The organism is Actinomyces sp. S6-Spd3, assembly GCF_000758755.1.
In the GTDB taxonomy this organism is placed as follows: domain Bacteria; phylum Actinomycetota; class Actinomycetes; order Actinomycetales; family Actinomycetaceae; genus Pauljensenia.
The window spans coordinates 480,632-495,932 of sequence record NZ_JRMV01000281.1 but is presented as its reverse complement, the minus strand read 5'-3'; the positions used below and the strand labels follow the sequence as shown (position 1 = coordinate 495,932).

14 protein-coding genes are annotated in these 15,301 nt (G+C 54.7%); 9 read left to right on the top strand and 5 right to left on the bottom strand.

All coding sequences use genetic code 11. From position 1 onward, the window contains the following. Positions 1-27 precede the first annotated feature (27 nt). The 8 genes from pepN (at position 28) to HMPREF1627_RS09375 (ending at position 7,040) form a co-directional block, all read left to right on the top strand. Positions 28-2,592 carry an aminopeptidase N gene (pepN, locus tag HMPREF1627_RS09410; RefSeq protein WP_034503330.1) on the top strand — a complete coding sequence of 855 codons (2,565 nt, stop codon included), beginning with the start codon at positions 28-30 and terminating at the stop codon, positions 2,590-2,592. Beyond that, the gene (locus HMPREF1627_RS09405) at positions 2,589-3,428 is read left to right on the top strand and encodes a DUF881 domain-containing protein (RefSeq protein ID WP_234305310.1); all 840 of its coding nucleotides are present in this window, start codon (positions 2,589-2,591) and stop codon (positions 3,426-3,428) included. The genes pepN and HMPREF1627_RS09405 overlap by 4 nt, the downstream gene beginning before the upstream one ends. A 1-nt stretch (position 3,429) precedes the next feature. Then, positions 3,430-3,762, top strand: coding sequence for a small basic family protein (locus tag HMPREF1627_RS09400; RefSeq protein ID WP_034503327.1), 333 nt, complete (start codon positions 3,430-3,432; stop codon positions 3,760-3,762). A 3-nt stretch (positions 3,763-3,765) separates the two neighbouring features. After that, positions 3,766-4,527: a DUF881 domain-containing protein gene (locus tag HMPREF1627_RS09395; RefSeq protein ID WP_034503323.1), complete on the top strand. Its 762-nt coding sequence runs from the start codon at positions 3,766-3,768 to the stop codon at positions 4,525-4,527. 66 nt (positions 4,528-4,593) lie between these two features. Then, positions 4,594-5,028 (top strand): FHA domain-containing protein, encoded by a 435-nt coding sequence (locus HMPREF1627_RS09390; RefSeq protein WP_034503319.1) that lies wholly within the window; start codon positions 4,594-4,596, stop codon positions 5,026-5,028. Continuing rightward, positions 5,025-5,783 (top strand): MerR family transcriptional regulator, encoded by a 759-nt coding sequence (locus tag HMPREF1627_RS09385; RefSeq protein WP_034503317.1) that lies wholly within the window; start codon positions 5,025-5,027, stop codon positions 5,781-5,783. Before HMPREF1627_RS09390 ends, HMPREF1627_RS09385 begins: the two co-directional genes overlap by 4 nt. A gap of 129 nt (positions 5,784-5,912) precedes the next feature. Further along, positions 5,913-6,449: a MerR family transcriptional regulator gene (locus HMPREF1627_RS09380; protein ID WP_034503733.1), complete on the top strand. Its 537-nt coding sequence runs from the start codon at positions 5,913-5,915 to the stop codon at positions 6,447-6,449. Positions 6,450-6,674: 225 nt separating this feature from the next. After that, positions 6,675-7,040: an RNA polymerase-binding protein RbpA gene (locus HMPREF1627_RS09375; protein ID WP_034503314.1), complete on the top strand. Its 366-nt coding sequence runs from the start codon at positions 6,675-6,677 to the stop codon at positions 7,038-7,040. 66 nt (positions 7,041-7,106) lie between these two features. Here the strand turns inward: HMPREF1627_RS09375 and HMPREF1627_RS09370 are convergent, their stop codons facing one another. The 5 genes from HMPREF1627_RS09370 to HMPREF1627_RS09350 are packed head-to-tail and all read right to left on the bottom strand — an operon-like array spanning position 7,107 to position 14,031. Further along, the gene (locus tag HMPREF1627_RS09370; protein WP_034503311.1) at positions 7,107-7,871 is read right to left on the bottom strand and encodes a polyprenol monophosphomannose synthase; all 765 of its coding nucleotides are present in this window, start codon (positions 7,869-7,871) and stop codon (positions 7,107-7,109) included. Next, entirely contained in the window at positions 7,868-9,436 is a 1,569-nt protein-coding gene (lnt, locus tag HMPREF1627_RS09365) for an apolipoprotein N-acyltransferase (protein ID WP_034503308.1), read from the bottom strand. The genes HMPREF1627_RS09370 and lnt overlap by 4 nt, the downstream gene beginning before the upstream one ends. Then, positions 9,421-12,126 carry a DEAD/DEAH box helicase gene (locus HMPREF1627_RS09360; RefSeq protein WP_034503305.1) on the bottom strand — a complete coding sequence of 902 codons (2,706 nt, stop codon included), beginning with the start codon at positions 12,124-12,126 and terminating at the stop codon, positions 9,421-9,423. Before HMPREF1627_RS09360 ends, lnt begins: the two co-directional genes overlap by 16 nt. 29 nt (positions 12,127-12,155) lie before the next feature. After that, on the bottom strand, positions 12,156-13,121 hold the full coding sequence (locus HMPREF1627_RS09355; protein ID WP_034503302.1) for a helix-turn-helix transcriptional regulator: 966 nt from the start codon (positions 13,119-13,121) through the stop codon (positions 12,156-12,158). Further along, positions 13,114-14,031 (bottom strand): helix-turn-helix transcriptional regulator, encoded by a 918-nt coding sequence (locus tag HMPREF1627_RS09350; protein WP_034503299.1) that lies wholly within the window; start codon positions 14,029-14,031, stop codon positions 13,114-13,116. The genes HMPREF1627_RS09355 and HMPREF1627_RS09350 overlap by 8 nt, the downstream gene beginning before the upstream one ends. Before the next feature lie 98 nt (positions 14,032-14,129). On the opposite strand from HMPREF1627_RS09350, the gene HMPREF1627_RS09345 reads away from it, so the two are divergent. Beyond that, on the top strand, positions 14,130-15,278 hold the full coding sequence (locus HMPREF1627_RS09345; protein WP_034503295.1) for a glycosyltransferase: 1,149 nt from the start codon (positions 14,130-14,132) through the stop codon (positions 15,276-15,278). Positions 15,279-15,301: the final 23 nt, after the last annotated feature.

Here is a 15,301-nt window from a genome sequence, read left to right as displayed (position 1 = left end):
CGGTAGGCAAATACCTAGAATGGCACCATGTATGTCCTGACCCGTGAAGATGCCCGTCAACGCTCTGCTTCCATAAAGGTGCGACACATTGATGTGTCCCTCGATCTGTCCGGAGCGACACGCGAGTCGCATTTCCCTGTGTGTTCGCATATGACGCTTGTGACTGCCACCCCCGATCTTTTCATCGATTGCGCGGGGATTGTTCAGCAGGTCAGTGTTAATGGAATCGCAGTCCCATACACGCATGATGGCGAGCGGATTGACCTCCACGAACTGCCAACAGACCAAGAAATCACTATCAGTGTTGATGCTCAGTGTCGATATTCGACAACGGGGGAGGGACTGCATCGCTATCGCGATCCCGAAGACGGTCGTTACTACCTCTACACACAATTTGAACCAGAAGACGCTCACCGGGCATGGCCGTGTTTTGACCAGCCTGACATCAAGCCCCAGTGGACATTCCATGTGATCGCCCCATCTTTTTGGGTCGTCACTTCGAATGGTGTTGCGACGACTACTGATCTGGAAGAGAGCAACACACGTTGGGACTTTTCAACGACGCCACCGCTGTCGAGCTACATCACGGCCGTTGTCGCCGGGCAATGGGCCATTGTTGATGGGGGAACCTGGGAAGGCAGCGCGGGAGACGGCGCCTCGGCCTGTCTCGACTTACGTCTGATGTGTCGGCAGGCGCTTGCCGAGGCGATGGATAGCGACGATATCCTGGCGGTTACGCGCGCCGGCCTCGATCACTATCACGCCCACTATGGATATACCTATCCTTGGGGAAGCTACGACCAGATTTTTGTACCCGAATATAACCTCGGGGCAATGGAAAACCCAGGATGCGTGACTTTCACGGAGAGCTATCTCAGCCGCGATACTCCCTCTTTCGCTCTTCGACAAAAACGAGCGAATACGATTCTTCACGAAATGTGCCACATGTGGTTTGGCGATCTTGTAACTCCTGCTTGGTGGGACAACCTGTGGTTGAAGGAGTCCTTTGCCGAAAATCAAGGAACGACGACGGCAGCGGAAGCAACTGTTTACACGGGGGAGTGGGCATCCTTCGCCATTGGCCGTAAAGCGTGGGCCTACGCTCAAGACCAATACCCGACAACGCACCCGATCGTTGCCGACATCCCCGATATTCCGGCTGCGACGAATAATTTTGATGGCATCACCTATGCAAAGGGGGCCTCGGTACTCAAGCAACTCGTTGCTTGGGTCGGCGAAGATGCTTTTTATCAAGGTGTCCGACTGTACTTCCAGCGCCACGCGAACGGTGCGACGAGTCTTGACGACCTTTTAACCGCGTTGGAAGAGGCAAGCGGTTACGATCTTGCATCCTGGAAAGATGCGTGGCTTTTGACCACGGGGCCTTCGAAGCTTTCTGTGAGAACAACAAGTGATGAAGACGGAAAGGTTACCTCTCTTACTCTTTTGCAAGAGGGCCTTGCGCGTCCTCACTGCCTAAACATCTCGTATTGGACATCTCGGGGCGACGCCCTTCAATGCATCAGCAAGGATCGCGTTCGCATTGAGGGAAGGGATCTGTTACTCAGCGTTCCCGAAGAGTTTTCAGTCCCGGGCGGCGCCGATATGCTCCAGCTGATCGTTGTTAATGACGACGATCTGACCTACGCGATTGGAACCTTGGATGAGCGCTCGACTCAAACCGCTTTGAGCCGAGTTTCACGTATCGAAGAAACGATCACCCGAGCAGTCATTTGGTCGCATCTCTTTGCTGCTGTACGCGAAGGAGAACTCGACCCCCGACGTTATATTGACGCTGCATTGACCCATATGACTGCGGAGAAGGAAGACGCGATTTTTGAGCGTCTTCTGGCGACAATCGCTCAATCTCGCACTTTCTTGCCAGGACATGTCAGAGGAGAATACGACAGCAAGATCCTCCAGGCAATTGCGCAAGCCATGCGCGCAACCTCCTTGGATCGTTCGCGCTCGCTTCTTCATCTCTTTGTCGATGTGTGGAGTGCTGGAGCAGACACAAGCTACTCGGATTCGCTTGTTGCCCTTGCGCGAGGCGAAGAGGGTGAGTTGCTTCCTCTGATCGCGGGGGAGGAGAGCGCGTGGGTCGTCCGCTGTGCACTGGCGGCGCGTGGCCTCGTTGATGAAAAGCAACTTGATGCGTGGCTCGATGAGTCGCCGACGGGGGAGAACAAGACTCGGTGGGTTCGTGCGCGCTCTTCGATTCCCAACGCCTCCATTCGCGAGGCCGTCTGGAAGGAAGTCTTGTCGCTGGAGCTGTCGAATCATCATTTGAGTGCATCTTTGCAAGGACTCAATGCATCCTCGTGGGAAGGCAAGGAATACACCGATCACTTCTTTGCTGAGCTCTCGTCATTCTGGGAGCGCGCGTCAATGGGATTGGGACTGCGCTACATCAATGCCGGTTTCCCCATGAACCTTGATTCTGACCGTCCAGACGAGGCCGAGCACCTCCTCGCTTTGACTCGTCAATGGCTCACCGATAATGAAAGCGCCGCTGCTGCGCTTGCCCGCCTTGTTACAGAGAAACTCGACGATTGTGAGCGTGCTTTTGCACGCCAGAAACAGTGGCAATGAGTACCGACAACACGCAAGAGACTCAAGGGACTCAGCAACAGGTAGATCCCGCCGCGTCGATGTCTTTACTCAAGGCGATTCTCGAGAATCCTCTTGACGCGGGCTACGGCGCTTACCACGATGAACCAGTGCGTGGTAGGGCTGGTGTCCTCAAGCAAACCATTACGATACTGATTGCCATTGCACTCGGTATCGGCAGTGGCATTGCAATCCGGGGATTGCGCGCCCAATCCCTAAGCGAAGTGCACTCATCTTTGCTCAGCCATGCTCAGCAACAGACGCAACAGATTTCCTCTCTCGACGGAGAAGTCTCAAAACTACGCGCGCGGGTAAAAGAGCTTTCTCACGATCAAAACACGAATTCGGGCCTTCAAGACGAGGCAACCAATCTTGCGAATGCCGATACCGAGGTACGTGGCCCGGGGTTAAAAGTGACACTGACAGACGCCCCCGGAGCTTCTTCATCGCGGCAAAGCGATAAGGGTCAGGTCCGTGATCAAGATATCCGTATGGTTGTCAACGCATTGTGGAGCGCCGGGGCCGAAGCCGTGAGCGTCAATGGCCAGCGAATCGGGCCTGGCTCGTTCATCCGTACTGCGGGCTCGACAATTCTTGTTGACGTGACGGCCATTTCTTCGCCATACAACATTGAGGCGATCGGGAATGCCAACGAGTTGTCCCTGTCTTTAGTTCGAGGCTCAACGGGGGACTATCTTTCCAGTGCAGAATCACTGACGGGAATTACACTGAATGCGCAGTCAGTCAAAGAAATGACTCTGAGCGCGCGAGAGAATCGGTCGACTCGTTGGAGTACGACTGTTGAGGGGGAGCACTGAGGTGTTAGCGGTACTTGGATTGATTTTCGGAATTGTTGTGGGTGTCTTAATTGACCCAACTGTTCCGACGTGGCTGCAGCCATTCCTTCCCGTCGCGGTCGTGGCTGGACTCGATGCTCTTTTGGGGGCCGGGCGCGCATGGCTTGAAGGGACCTTCCGCGATCGTGTCTTCGTGATGTCCTTTTTCTGGAATGTCGTCGTTGCTTGTCTGCTGGTCTTCTTGGGGACACAGCTTGGGGTCGGTTCGGCAATGACTACCGCAGTCGTGGTGGTTTTGGGAATCCGAATCTTCTCGAACACGGCCTCCATTCGACGTTTGATCTTTAAGGCCTAAACGATGGGACAGCACGTTAAACACGAGGATGCCCCGCAGGCTCAAGAGCCTCTGCAACCAATCCACACGCGCCTACGCGCGGCGATCTTGGCCGTTCCCCGCGGAACTCACCTTCTCCTCTTTGTAATCTGCCTGATTTTGGGAATCGCTTTGGTCACTCAGGTGCGGGCGCAGCGCACGGATCCGCTGAGTTCTCTGAGCCAAGAGCAATTGGTTGAGCTCCTTGACAACCTTTCGGTTCAAGAACAGAACTTGCGCGTGGAACGCGGACGATTGGAATCTCAAGTCAGCCAGCTTCAAGACGAGTCTCAAAAGGAAGAGGCAGCTGCGGCTGCAGCAAAGAAAGCTGAGGAACAGGCGAAGATCAACTCTGGGCAGGTCGCGGTGCACGGCCCCGGAATCGAAATGGTCATCGCTGACTCAACGCATTCGCTCAGCTCAACGCACTTTGTGATGGCGATGGGAGAATTGCGCAATGCGGGTGCTGAGGCGGTGGATATCAACGGACATCGCATCACTATCGCCTCGAGTTTTACGAGTGATGGGGGAGTGATTCGCGTTGACGGCGAGGAAATTACTTCTCCCTATGTCTGGAAAGTGATTGGGGATTCACAGACGATTTCGACCGCGCTCGAGATTCAAGCCGGTAGTGCTGCTCAGATGCGCGCCAAGGGCGCGTCAGTGACGATCACGCAGATTAAAGACCTCACAATTTCCTCGACGTCGACACCGAAGGTCCCTGAATTTGCCAAAGAAGTTCAATAGATCCTTCGCGAAGGTGACGCCGCCACACTATACTGAGCCTATTGTCCCTATGAACTGGAGTATGTGATGGAAAACCAGCGCCAGGAGTTCGACCCGACGGCAACTTCCGTCTTCAGTCTGAACACTGTTGACGAGGCCGTGGATGCGCCTCTGCCTTTGTCTGCGCGCGATCAGGATGCTGTTAACGCCCTTCCCGCGGGTTCCGCGCTGCTCATTGTTCAGCGTGGTCCGAACTCGGGCGCGCGTTTCCTCTTGGATGCAGAGGTCACTAACGCGGGTCGTTCGCCGCGTGCCGATATTTTCTTGGATGACGTCACTGTTTCTCGTAAGCATTGCCAGTTCCTTTCTCGTGACGGTGGGCATACCGTGCGTGATTCGGGTTCTTTGAATGGCACCTACGTCAATCGTGAGCGTGTCGACCAGTGTGAGTTGCACGCAGGCGACGAGGTACAGATTGGCAAGTATCGTCTGACCTACCAGCCTTCACCGCAAGTCCAATGAACGCGCGCGCACAGCGCAAGGTCACGGAAGAAACGATCGAGCCGTGGCCTCGCGGTATCAGTCGTGAGCCGGAACTCTCAATCGGGCAGCTTGTCGAGCGCCTGAAAGGGGAGTTTCCTGCTATCACACAGTCAAAGGTTCGATTCCTTGAAGATAAGGGCCTCGTTGTCCCCGCGCGAACCTTGGCCGGGTACCGCAAGTATTCCCGTGCTGATATCGAACGCCTTCGCTATGTTCTGGCAAGCCAGAGAGATTCATATTCGCCTCTGGATGTCATTCGTGATCAGCTCCGCGCGCTTGATGCTGGCCACGAAGTCTCTCAGCGCCGAGCCGCTCAAGTTGTTGCCTCGGAGGGAAAGGTTGTCTCCGTCGGTAATCGTCGTGCGATTCCCGCCGCTGATCTTGCTGATCTGACCGGCTGTGACTTGAGTGCCATTGAGCGTTATGTGACCTTGGGATTAATTTCCTCCGATATTGCAGGCTATTTTCCGGCTCGTAGCGTTCAGGTCGTGCTACAGATTCGTGAGCTTGAATCGATGGGCGTAGACGCACGCACATTACGCTCAGTTCGTCAGGGTGCCGAGCGCAGTGCAGATCTCATTGACCAAACCGTTTTGTCGCAGACTCCGCGCGATCGGGCTGTTGATCGAGAGCGACAAAATGCGCGTTGTCTTGAGCTAGGGGAGCGCTTCGCTCATTTGCATCAAGAAATGTTGCGCGTGGCGATTTCGCAATTGACTGACGGCGGGGTGTAACCTTCAACTTGAACTTGAAGGCTCGCCGTGTTGTTGATTGACCCTCGTCCTTCATGTTCGTAGTCTTAACCTCAGATCGTCATTCTTTCGTATCAAGGAGCATTCGTGAGCGCAGAACCGCTGGATGGCATGCAGGGGCGTCAGCCTATGCTCTTTGGTGACCCCTTGGAAGGTCGCGATGGCGACGATGTGGGTTACCGCGGTCCCGTTGCCTGTGCCGCGGTCGGAATTACATATCGTCAGCTCGATTACTGGGCACGTACTGGCCTGCTTCAGCCATCGGTTCGAGCTGCTCGTGGATCAGGTTCGCAGCGTCTCTATTCCTTCAAGGACATCCTGGTCTTGAAGATTGTGAAGAAACTGCTTGACGCAGGTGTTTCTCTTCAACAGGTTCGTACGGCTGTTACGCAGCTTCATCGTCGCGGCGTGGATGATCTTGCTTCCATCACTCTCATGAGCGATGGCGCTTCGGTTTATGAATGCACTTCAACCGATGAAGTCATTGACCTTCTCCAGGGGGGCCAGGGTGTATTCGGTATTGCAGTCGGTCGCGTCTGGCGAGAGTTGGAAGGTTCGCTGGCCGAACTCCCGAGCGAGCGCGCTGAAGAGAATGTGCTGGTCGATGAGCTTGCCGCACGTCGTGCGCTGAGGCGTTCAGTTTCCTAATCCCATTGCCGAGGCTGCGCCTGCCTTTGCGTTTTCCGCTGTAGTTTCGTATAGGGAAGTGGTAAGAAACCAAAATCTCGTGGTTTGCTTTCCTGATCGACATTACTTGACATAATGTACATTATCGGATCGGGATGTATCTTTTATTTATGCTGGCGTTCTCGCCGCATGTGACGATTTCGGCTAAACTTCTATTCATTCAATCAATACTGTGGGAGGATCAAGGTGGCAGATCGCGCGCTACGCGGAATGCAAATCGGTGCGAAGTCGATGGAGTCCGAGGATGGAGTCGTCTTTGCGGATCGCTTTACAGCTCAGTACCTATGCTCAAATGGACACCAATTTGATGTTCCTTTTGCCTCTGAGGCAACGCCTCCGGCTACGTGGGAATGCCGCTGTGGGCAGATGGCAGAACTGATCGGTGAAGCTACCGAGGATGAAGAGCAAAAGCCTGCAAAGCCTGCCCGTACTCACTGGGACATGCTCCTTGAGCGCCGCTCAATTGAAGAGCTTGAAGAAGTTCTTCAAGAACAGCTGACTCTTCTACGGGAGGGACGCCTTCGTCTTGAAGGACACTACCGTAAGGGCTGATACCCTAGCTGCACGACTTGACATAATCTGCGCTCGTCCTTTTCGACGGGCGCAGATTTTTTATTTCTACTTCTTGCGACGCGAAAACTTTCGCTTAATGCCATTCTTTGTCACCATGACAAGCTCCTCGACAAAGATCGACCCCGAGAGCTTTGATTCTCCCAATTCACGTTCATCGAAGGTAATAGGCACCTCGACAATCGTTGCCCCCATCGCCTCGGCCATTGTCGTCATCTCGACTTGGAACCCGAAACCGACGGTCGAAACCTTGTCAAGAATGGCCGTTTCGCGCAACCAAGAAGCCTTGTGAACGCGCAAGCCTGCGGTCGCATCCTTGATTCTCGTACCGAGCCAGAAGTTGATATACGCATTTCCTGCACGCGAAAGCGCCACGCGCCAAGGCGCCCACCCGTTCGTCTTTCCTCCGGGAACCCACCGAGAGCCGATCACCATATCCGGATGATCTGGACCAGCCGCGCGAACGAGAAGCTTAGGAAGATCCTCTGGACGGTGCGAGGCATCGGCATCCATCTGAATGAGGTAATCGAACCCCATCTCAAGTGCCCGTCCAAGGCCTTCAACATAAGCGGTTGCGAGTCCCGACTTTGCAGGGCGCGTATGTAAATGAAGACGAGAATCTGATTCCATCTGTTCACGAACCCACTCCCCCGTGCCATCGGGCGAAGAATCATCAACGATCAAAACACTCAGCTCAGGAAGGACAGCATGCACGCGTGAGAGCAAACCGGGAAGGGACTCCACTTCGCAGTAGGTGGGGATAACTGCCACTACTCCCCTGCCGGTTTCATACATCTGTTCAGAGTTCGTCATGAGCGGCGTTTCCCTTGTGATCGACGAATGGTTTGCATGCACAGCAACACCAGAAGAATTCCAGTTGATGCCCAGCTAATTTTAGCGGAATATGGCGCTATTCGCGCAGCCCAGGTTAGAGAAGAACGCAGTGGTACCTCGGCGGTTAAGATCGCAGATTGCATCCTACCGCTTTGAGCGACAACGCTTCCGTCAGGACGAACAATTATCGAATTTCCAGTTGTTGAAGCCTGAACCGTGGAACGTGAAAACTCGATCGCACGAAAACGCGCAATCTGAGTCTGTTGTGACCCTTCGGCACTAAGCCCAAAATGATAATTATTTGACGGAATAACGATTATCTGGCCACCGGAAGCGACGCCTTCGCCGAGGAGATCCTCGTAAGCGACCTCAAAGCAGATTCCCATCGCTAGAGGTACCACTCGCCCGTCCTGCACAGTGACATCGAAACGCGAAGAGTTATCCACAGCCTCGAGATCGATATCAACTTGTGCAGCCTCAGTTGCTAGACGCGAAATGATTGAGCGCGCTGGAATGTATTCACCGAAAGGCACAGGGATCTGCTTGCCGTAATAGGACTCGCTCAAGCCTGAACCCGGATACCATACGCCCATGTAGTTGTAGCGACGATCGTCTTGGACACGCGTAATACCCACCAGGATCGGTGCTTGGACATCTTGCGCTGCGGATCCAATCAGCCCTGAGACGAGGCGGTTATAAAGTGGATCGCGATCCGTTGAGGACTCCCCCCAGATGACAAGATCGACGTGGTCCTTCGACGCAGCTAGATCTTTCGTTAAACGCGCATGGTTTCCCGTGACCTTCCCGGGCTGAGCATAGGTTTCGAGAGCAGGAAGCTCGATGTTGCCCTGGATAGCTGCGACTGTGAGCGCGCCATTTTCTTGTGAGGAATGCAAAGGAAGTACGATTGGTGCACAGAAGATCGCAACAGCACCAACCAAGGCGAGCGGGCGCGAATACCAGTGCAGGCCTCCACGCTGGGTGAAATCAAATGCGCGCCGGAGACATACAGCGCATGCAATGACTGCTGCGCTCACAAGGACTTCCCCACCCCAGGGAGCCAAGTGACCTAGAGGCGTTGCAACCTGGGGATAAGCAAGATTGCCCCAGGGGAATCCTGACCAAGGAAAATGACTCCGTATCTGTTCGACACCCACCCAAGAAACTGCGGTTACAACCACCTGCCCGAGCGTGAAACGCGCCCAGGATAAACGCATGAGTCCGCTATAAATCGCACCCCATAACGAGAAGAACAATGTTTCAACGACACTCAAGGCGATCCATGGCAGAACGCTCCCTCCGGTTGCCTGAGCGGTCCATGGAATAAGCGGAAGCCAAAATGCGAGCCCCACAAGAAACATATATAAGGCCGCGCGCCACGCGCCGACTCGGTCGACGCGCGAAATCATCAGCGCTGCCGAGGGAATCATGACAATAGCGATGGAAAGATCTGGGAATGATGCCCACAAGCCGCATCCGGCTAATAGACATACCGCGCAATCAAAGAGGCTGAGACGAAAACCTCGTGTTACTCGGCGTCCCACGTGACGACTCCTCGCAGAAGAAGCTGGCGCGCATCACGCGCTTTGGCGGCAAGAGCAGGTGAAGCAACATGACGGAGCTGATCAAGGAGATCCACGACCTGGCGAACCCAACGGACAAAATCGCCGGCAAGAAGAGGTGTCCCCCAAATTGCTGTCGTTAAAGTTGCGCCATTCGCCCATGCGATTACCGCTTGTGCAAGTCCGGGATCAAGCTCTGGAGTTGAAGGAACACCGAGTTCATTTTCTATCGAAATAACCGATTGTGACAGGGCGAATGTTTCTTCCCACGCACGGGCGAGAGCTGTCGAACTTGCCGTCCACGGCTCAACCCCGGCAGATTCTTCTCCCCGTGATTGATAAACGCAGGTTGAGGCAATTGCAGCCAACTCTGGGGCCGAAAGATTGTCCCAAACCCCGTGTTTAAGAGCTTCGACAACAATAAGATCTCGTTCGCCAAAGACACGTCTTAACACTTCGCCGGAAGGCATCACGCGATCATCAACTAAAAATCCCATGCGGTCGAGAACCGCACATACGCGGTCAAACTGAGATGCGACAGAGTTTGTTCGACCGTCAATCCGCTTGAGAAGCCTCTCATACTCAGCATTCTTCTTCGCCCACGTATGCCCCGCTCGCGCATGTTCATCACGGTGCGGGCATGCGTGGACTGGGTGCCGTCGAATATCTGCCCGAAGTGCGGCGATCTCACGATCAATCGGCAATGCCTGTAGTGAGGAATTCTTCTTCGCCTTTCCGCTGGCTCGAAGTTCGCGGATACGATGCGCCCACTCTTCGCGTCCCCGATGGCGACGTAACGCCTCGGAAGGAGGAACGCGTAGCACGGCAACAAGTTCAAGGCTTCCACTCAAGTCCTCCAAACTCAAGGTATGGAAACGCCCATCGCTTCCCAAAGTCTTGAGCAAGGGACGCATGCCCGCGGAATGCTGAAGTTCGAGCGCGAGGTATCGGCGGGCCTTACGTTTGGCACCAATATCGAAAACCTGACCGGGCCTCAGAGAGCGGAATAGCTCTTGGTCTTGCCTCCTGCGCTCGCTCGTATGTTCACGAGACGCTTCCTTCTCAAGGCGTGCGAGACGATCACGCATACTGAAGTACTCGTGGGCATCGCCTCGAGAGCACTCAACATGCTCTCCTAAAGAATCCAAGTCCTTCTCAAGAGCGCGCGCGCTCTGAGCGAGATGCACGACTGAGGAATCGGCTTGGAACTGGGCAAAAGACGATTCCAAGACTTTTCTCGTTGCCTTGCGCGTGGAATGCGCAAGCAGATTAACCACCATGTTGTATGTCGGATGGAATGCACTCACAAGCGGATAAGTACGTTTCGACGCCAGGGCAGCAACTTCCTCGGGGGCAATGTCGCGACGCCCACTGACGACCACATGGCCCTCAATATCAATCCCGCGCCGCCCTGCACGTCCTGAAAGCTGCGTAAACTCGCCGGCCGATAAACGGACGTGCTCGGCACCGTTCCACTTTTGTAAAGACTCAATCACGACACAACGCGCAGGCATATTGATACCCAAAGCAAGAGTCTCTGTGGCATAGACAATGCGCAAAAGCCCCATTGTGAAGAGCTTTTCAACCGTTTCCTTCATCAGTGGGAGCATCCCCGCGTGATGCGCAGCCACTCCCCTCTCAAGGGCACGAATCCACGGATCAATCCCTAAAACTGCGTAGTCCTCAACGGGGATAGAGCTCACCGCTGATTGTGCAATATTGCGGATACGTTCAGCCTGGGAACGAGTCGTCAGACTCACTCCGGAGGCAAGGACTTCACTAACCGCGTCCTCGCAGCCCGCACGGGAAAAAATGAAAACGATCGCCGGTAGTAGATTTGCTCGGTCTAAAGTGATCACGGTTGCGGGACGTGAACGAAAACGGCGTTGACTCAGACGTCGTCCCTGGGGTGAACATGCGTAGAGAAGTTCTGGGTTGAGCCGCTCGGATTGTCCAGTGCCTCGACGTGAGGGCGCATAGACATCGTAGAGTTCGCCGTCAACGAGCATGTGTTGGAACAGGGGAACAGGACGTGTTTCAGAGATGATGACCTCGCAAGAACCACGAACCTGGCCGATCCATTCCCCAAACTCCTCGGCGTTCGACACGGTCGCGGACAACGCCACCACCCGCGTGTGCTGGGGCAAATGAATAAGCACTTCTTCCCAGACCGGGCCGCGGAAACGATCCGCAAGATAGTGCACTTCGTCGAGCACAACATGACTGAGCGTGCTCAAGTCTGCACCCATGTAAATCATGTTCCGCAAAACTTCGGTGGTCATGACGATGATGGGCGCATCAGGATTAATCGACGTATCGCCGGTGAGGAGGCCGACTCGTTCCTCGCCATAACGTTTCTGAAAATCAGCAAACTTCTGATTAGAAAGTGCCTTAATCGGTGTTGTGTAGAAAGCACGTGAATCGCTCGACAATGAAAGCGCTACAGCGAACTCACCAACAACCGTCTTCCCAGCTCCGGTCGGCGCTGCCACAAGGACACTGTGCCCAGCTTCAAGCGCGTCCATCGCTTGGATTTGGAACTCGTCAGGCCTAAAACTCAATGTATCGACGTACTTCTGGCGGAAAGACCGATCAATACGCTGCTGGCGTCTAAAAGCCTGCATTCCCTGTGCGGGAGACCACTGGCTTTCATTCGGTTCTTGTGCGTCCATTGATGCGCGACGTCGCTTCCGTGCTGGACTCACTCACCGCTCCTCATCTCTTGAAAGTGGTCCCAGTTCTCAAGCGCCTGCGTAGCGTAAGTAGCCATTCGTAAACACCATGAGGCCGGGCATTCAATGATATCTGCCGAAATATCACAGAGCAGTGCAAGAACCCACGCTTCATTCCACACCGGTAGACTCAGCGTCACAGTGTCAGCGTCTTCTTTAAGCAGCGTGCACTCGTAGTCTTCACAGAGCCACCGTGCACCCTGGGTGACGGTGAGGGTAAGGGATTGCGGAGCCTCGGCATCGGGAATCGCAACCCGAGGCCGCCGCCCGCCGATCTGTAGTGAATCGATATGGGTGACGTTATAGCTTCGATGGACCTCTCGCTGTGGATCCCAGGCATCGAGAATCCACGCATCAGCCAGGCGACGGAGCCCAAGCGGAAATACGTGACGAGGGGCGTGTATCTGACCCGTCTGATATGTGAATGTAACTTCAAGACGCTCTGCGATGGCCTCGCGAAGTTGTGCAACCGTGTCGCCTTCTGCGCTCTTTGCGAGGACCGGTTCCTCACCAAGTAGCTGAATAATCTCCCTATCCTCAGAAGAAGACGTAGCCAGTTCCTGTGCGAGGCGAGAGAGCTTCGCAGCAGCAGTCAACAGCGCGTCCTTCTCGACCTCCCGCAAGTAGGGAGAAAGCGCACGTAAAGCAACAAGCAAAGTTGCTGCCTCGACAGGGGTGAATGAAGGCAACGAGGGAAGGGTACTCCCGCGCATCACGAGGATCTCTTGTTCGTCGTAGAGCTGCCAGTCGATTCCATAGGAACGATCGAGCATCGAGTCGCCAATCTCGCCCATGTACTCGATATCTCTGCGCACCTGGCGGGAGGTACGCCCAAAGTGCTGTGCGATTTGGCGAACGGTGTGACCGGGATTCTCATTGATCCACGAGGCCATGGCGAGAATGCGCGCCACCTGCAGTTGGGATTCTTCAGGCATGACTCACCTCTTTGCGGTGAGAAGCCTTTTCGAGGCGGGATCGAAGATCCTTGACAAAAGGCTCTGGAGAGAGCGGAACACAATCGGCGGCGTGGAGAAGAACGAACTGGAGCCAATAGTGATAGGGAGCGAGGTGGCCAGTGTAGAGCTGCCACTCCCCTGTCCCCTCTTCCAGAGGAACATCATGAATCTGTGCTTCTTGGAATGCAGCCGATGCCCCACGCACGGCAAAGACCGGCTGCAGCGGGCGCGAAATATCAATAGTTTCACTGCGGGGTGAACGAGTGCGCGCGTCCCCGGGTTCTCCGAGAACCTCGATCAGCCCAAGGATTCGGGAAAGCCTGAAAGTTCGTTCGCCTTCGCGGTCAAGATCGAAGCCTTGAAGATAGATCGCTGAGCCAGAGACCACAAGATTCCACGGCTCTACTGCTCGAGTTTGCGTTGACTTTGGACTGCGATAGACGAATGAGACCACGCTTTCACTTGTAATGGCTTGGTAGAGAGGCAGCACGTTCTCACAGCCCGAAAGACGAAGCTGGATGGCCTCGTGGGAATGGGAGCCCATATGCGCGCGGAGTTTCGTCGCTGCAATCTGAGTGGCATCGGAAGTTTGCCAAGCAGATGCTGCCAGGTCGATGAGAGCAATCTCGTCGGCACTGAAGTCCACGCTTTGTTGAGACTGTGCCGCAATTCGGTAAATCGCCTCGTCTCCTCGGCGGCAGACGGTAATCTCAACTCCAACCCGCTTCAGGGTGTTCTTATCCCGCGAAAAAGCAGAATCGAAAGCGTCATCACTGAGCGCGCGATAGTGAGTGAGCCGACGAATCTGAGACCGCGAACGCCCACGTTCTGCAGAGGTGAGGTCAAAGAGAAGATCGAGGATTCGTACGCTGGTATCGTTCCCCTCCACGATGCCTCCTCCTTGTGACAGAATTAATCCAAGCTTCAGCCTAGTGTGCCTTGGTTCTATCGGCGAGCAAAGACACGGTCAGACGACGGGAGTTGGCTGTGAGGATCCTTCTTTCGGCAAGTGACTATACGAACCTCACCAACGGTCTTGCGCGTTCCGCCCGAGATTTTTGTCAAGGGTTGCGCGAGCGTGGGCACGAGGTCAAAGTTCTGTCTTACGGTGAGGAATCTTCACTGGAGTACCCGCTTCCAGAGCTGCGTATTCCTATCCTCAACGCATATATCCATGCACAAAACTTCCGCATCGCGCGCCCGGATCTTCGCGCGATCAAAGCTGCACTCCAGTGGGCAGATATCGTCTACGTTGAAGATCCTCTGCCCGCGAACGCCGTCCTGGTTCGGGAGGCACGGCGGGCTAGGATCCCTGTTGTCGGGAGTTTCCACGTCTATCCGGAGAATTTCCTTGCTCCGTTCCCGGCATTGAACCGTCCGAGCATCAATCGCGCTTTGTATTCTTTGTTCTACTCGTCGGTCTATTCAGCCTGCGACTGCATTCATGCGCCAACTCAGGCGGTCAAGGGACGTTTAGAGCGCTTTGGGTACAAGGTTCCAATTGAGGCGTTCTCAAATGGATTACCGAACGCGTGGATTCGCGCTGATCTACCGTCATCTTCGCGCGCGGAGATTAAAACATCGCAGGCACCGCACAGGTTTACTCTCGTCTCAACGGGACGGTACGCGCCAGAAAAGAACCATGAAGTCCTGCTGCGTGCTCTTGCATACTCGCGACATGCACCAGCAATTGATCTCTATTTGCCAGGACGCGGCCCCCTTGAGAATAACCTGCGTCGTCTTGCTTCTCCCTTAGCTGCCACTGTTCATTTTGGCTTCTTTTCGCACGAGGACCTACAAGGGCTTCTTGACCGTGCGGATTTGTATATTCACTGCGCCAGAGTCGAGATTGAAGGGCTTGCAGCTCTTGAGGCGATGGCACGAGGAGTCACGCCTTTGATCGCGCGATCTGAAGAGTCTTCAACCTGGCGATATGCACAAGATGAACGCTGCGTATTTCCCTACGACAATCCAGTGAGACTTGCCCGGCTCATTGACTATTGGCTGGACCATCCTCGCGAAGGCCGCGATATGGGAATGAAACATTACGAGCGGGCACGGAGACTAAGCATGACGCACAGCATTGATGCTATGGAGTCTTTGCTTGTGCGAACGTATCGTTCGCACGCACGCTAATGCCCTCAGACAACAATCGGCTG

Bases quoted from the DNA above. Each gene is read 5' to 3' on its own strand.
- pepN (WP_034503330.1), top strand. From the start codon at position 28: ATGTATGTCCTGACCCGTGAAGATGCCCGTCAACGCTCTGCTTCCATA.
- HMPREF1627_RS09405 (WP_234305310.1), top strand. From the start codon at position 2,589: ATGAGTACCGACAACACGCAAGAGACTCAAGGGACTCAGCAACAGGTA.
- HMPREF1627_RS09395 (WP_034503323.1), top strand. From the start codon at position 3,766: ATGGGACAGCACGTTAAACACGAGGATGCCCCGCAGGCTCAAGAGCCT.
- HMPREF1627_RS09390 (WP_034503319.1), top strand. From the start codon at position 4,594: ATGGAAAACCAGCGCCAGGAGTTCGACCCGACGGCAACTTCCGTCTTC.
- HMPREF1627_RS09385 (WP_034503317.1), top strand. From the start codon at position 5,025: ATGAACGCGCGCGCACAGCGCAAGGTCACGGAAGAAACGATCGAGCCG.
- HMPREF1627_RS09380 (WP_034503733.1), top strand. From the start codon at position 5,913: ATGCAGGGGCGTCAGCCTATGCTCTTTGGTGACCCCTTGGAAGGTCGC.
- HMPREF1627_RS09370 (WP_034503311.1), bottom strand. From the start codon at position 7,871: ATGACGAACTCTGAACAGATGTATGAAACCGGCAGGGGAGTAGTGGCA.
- HMPREF1627_RS09360 (WP_034503305.1), bottom strand. From the start codon at position 12,126: ATGGACGCACAAGAACCGAATGAAAGCCAGTGGTCTCCCGCACAGGGA.
- HMPREF1627_RS09355 (WP_034503302.1), bottom strand. From the start codon at position 13,121: ATGCCTGAAGAATCCCAACTGCAGGTGGCGCGCATTCTCGCCATGGCC.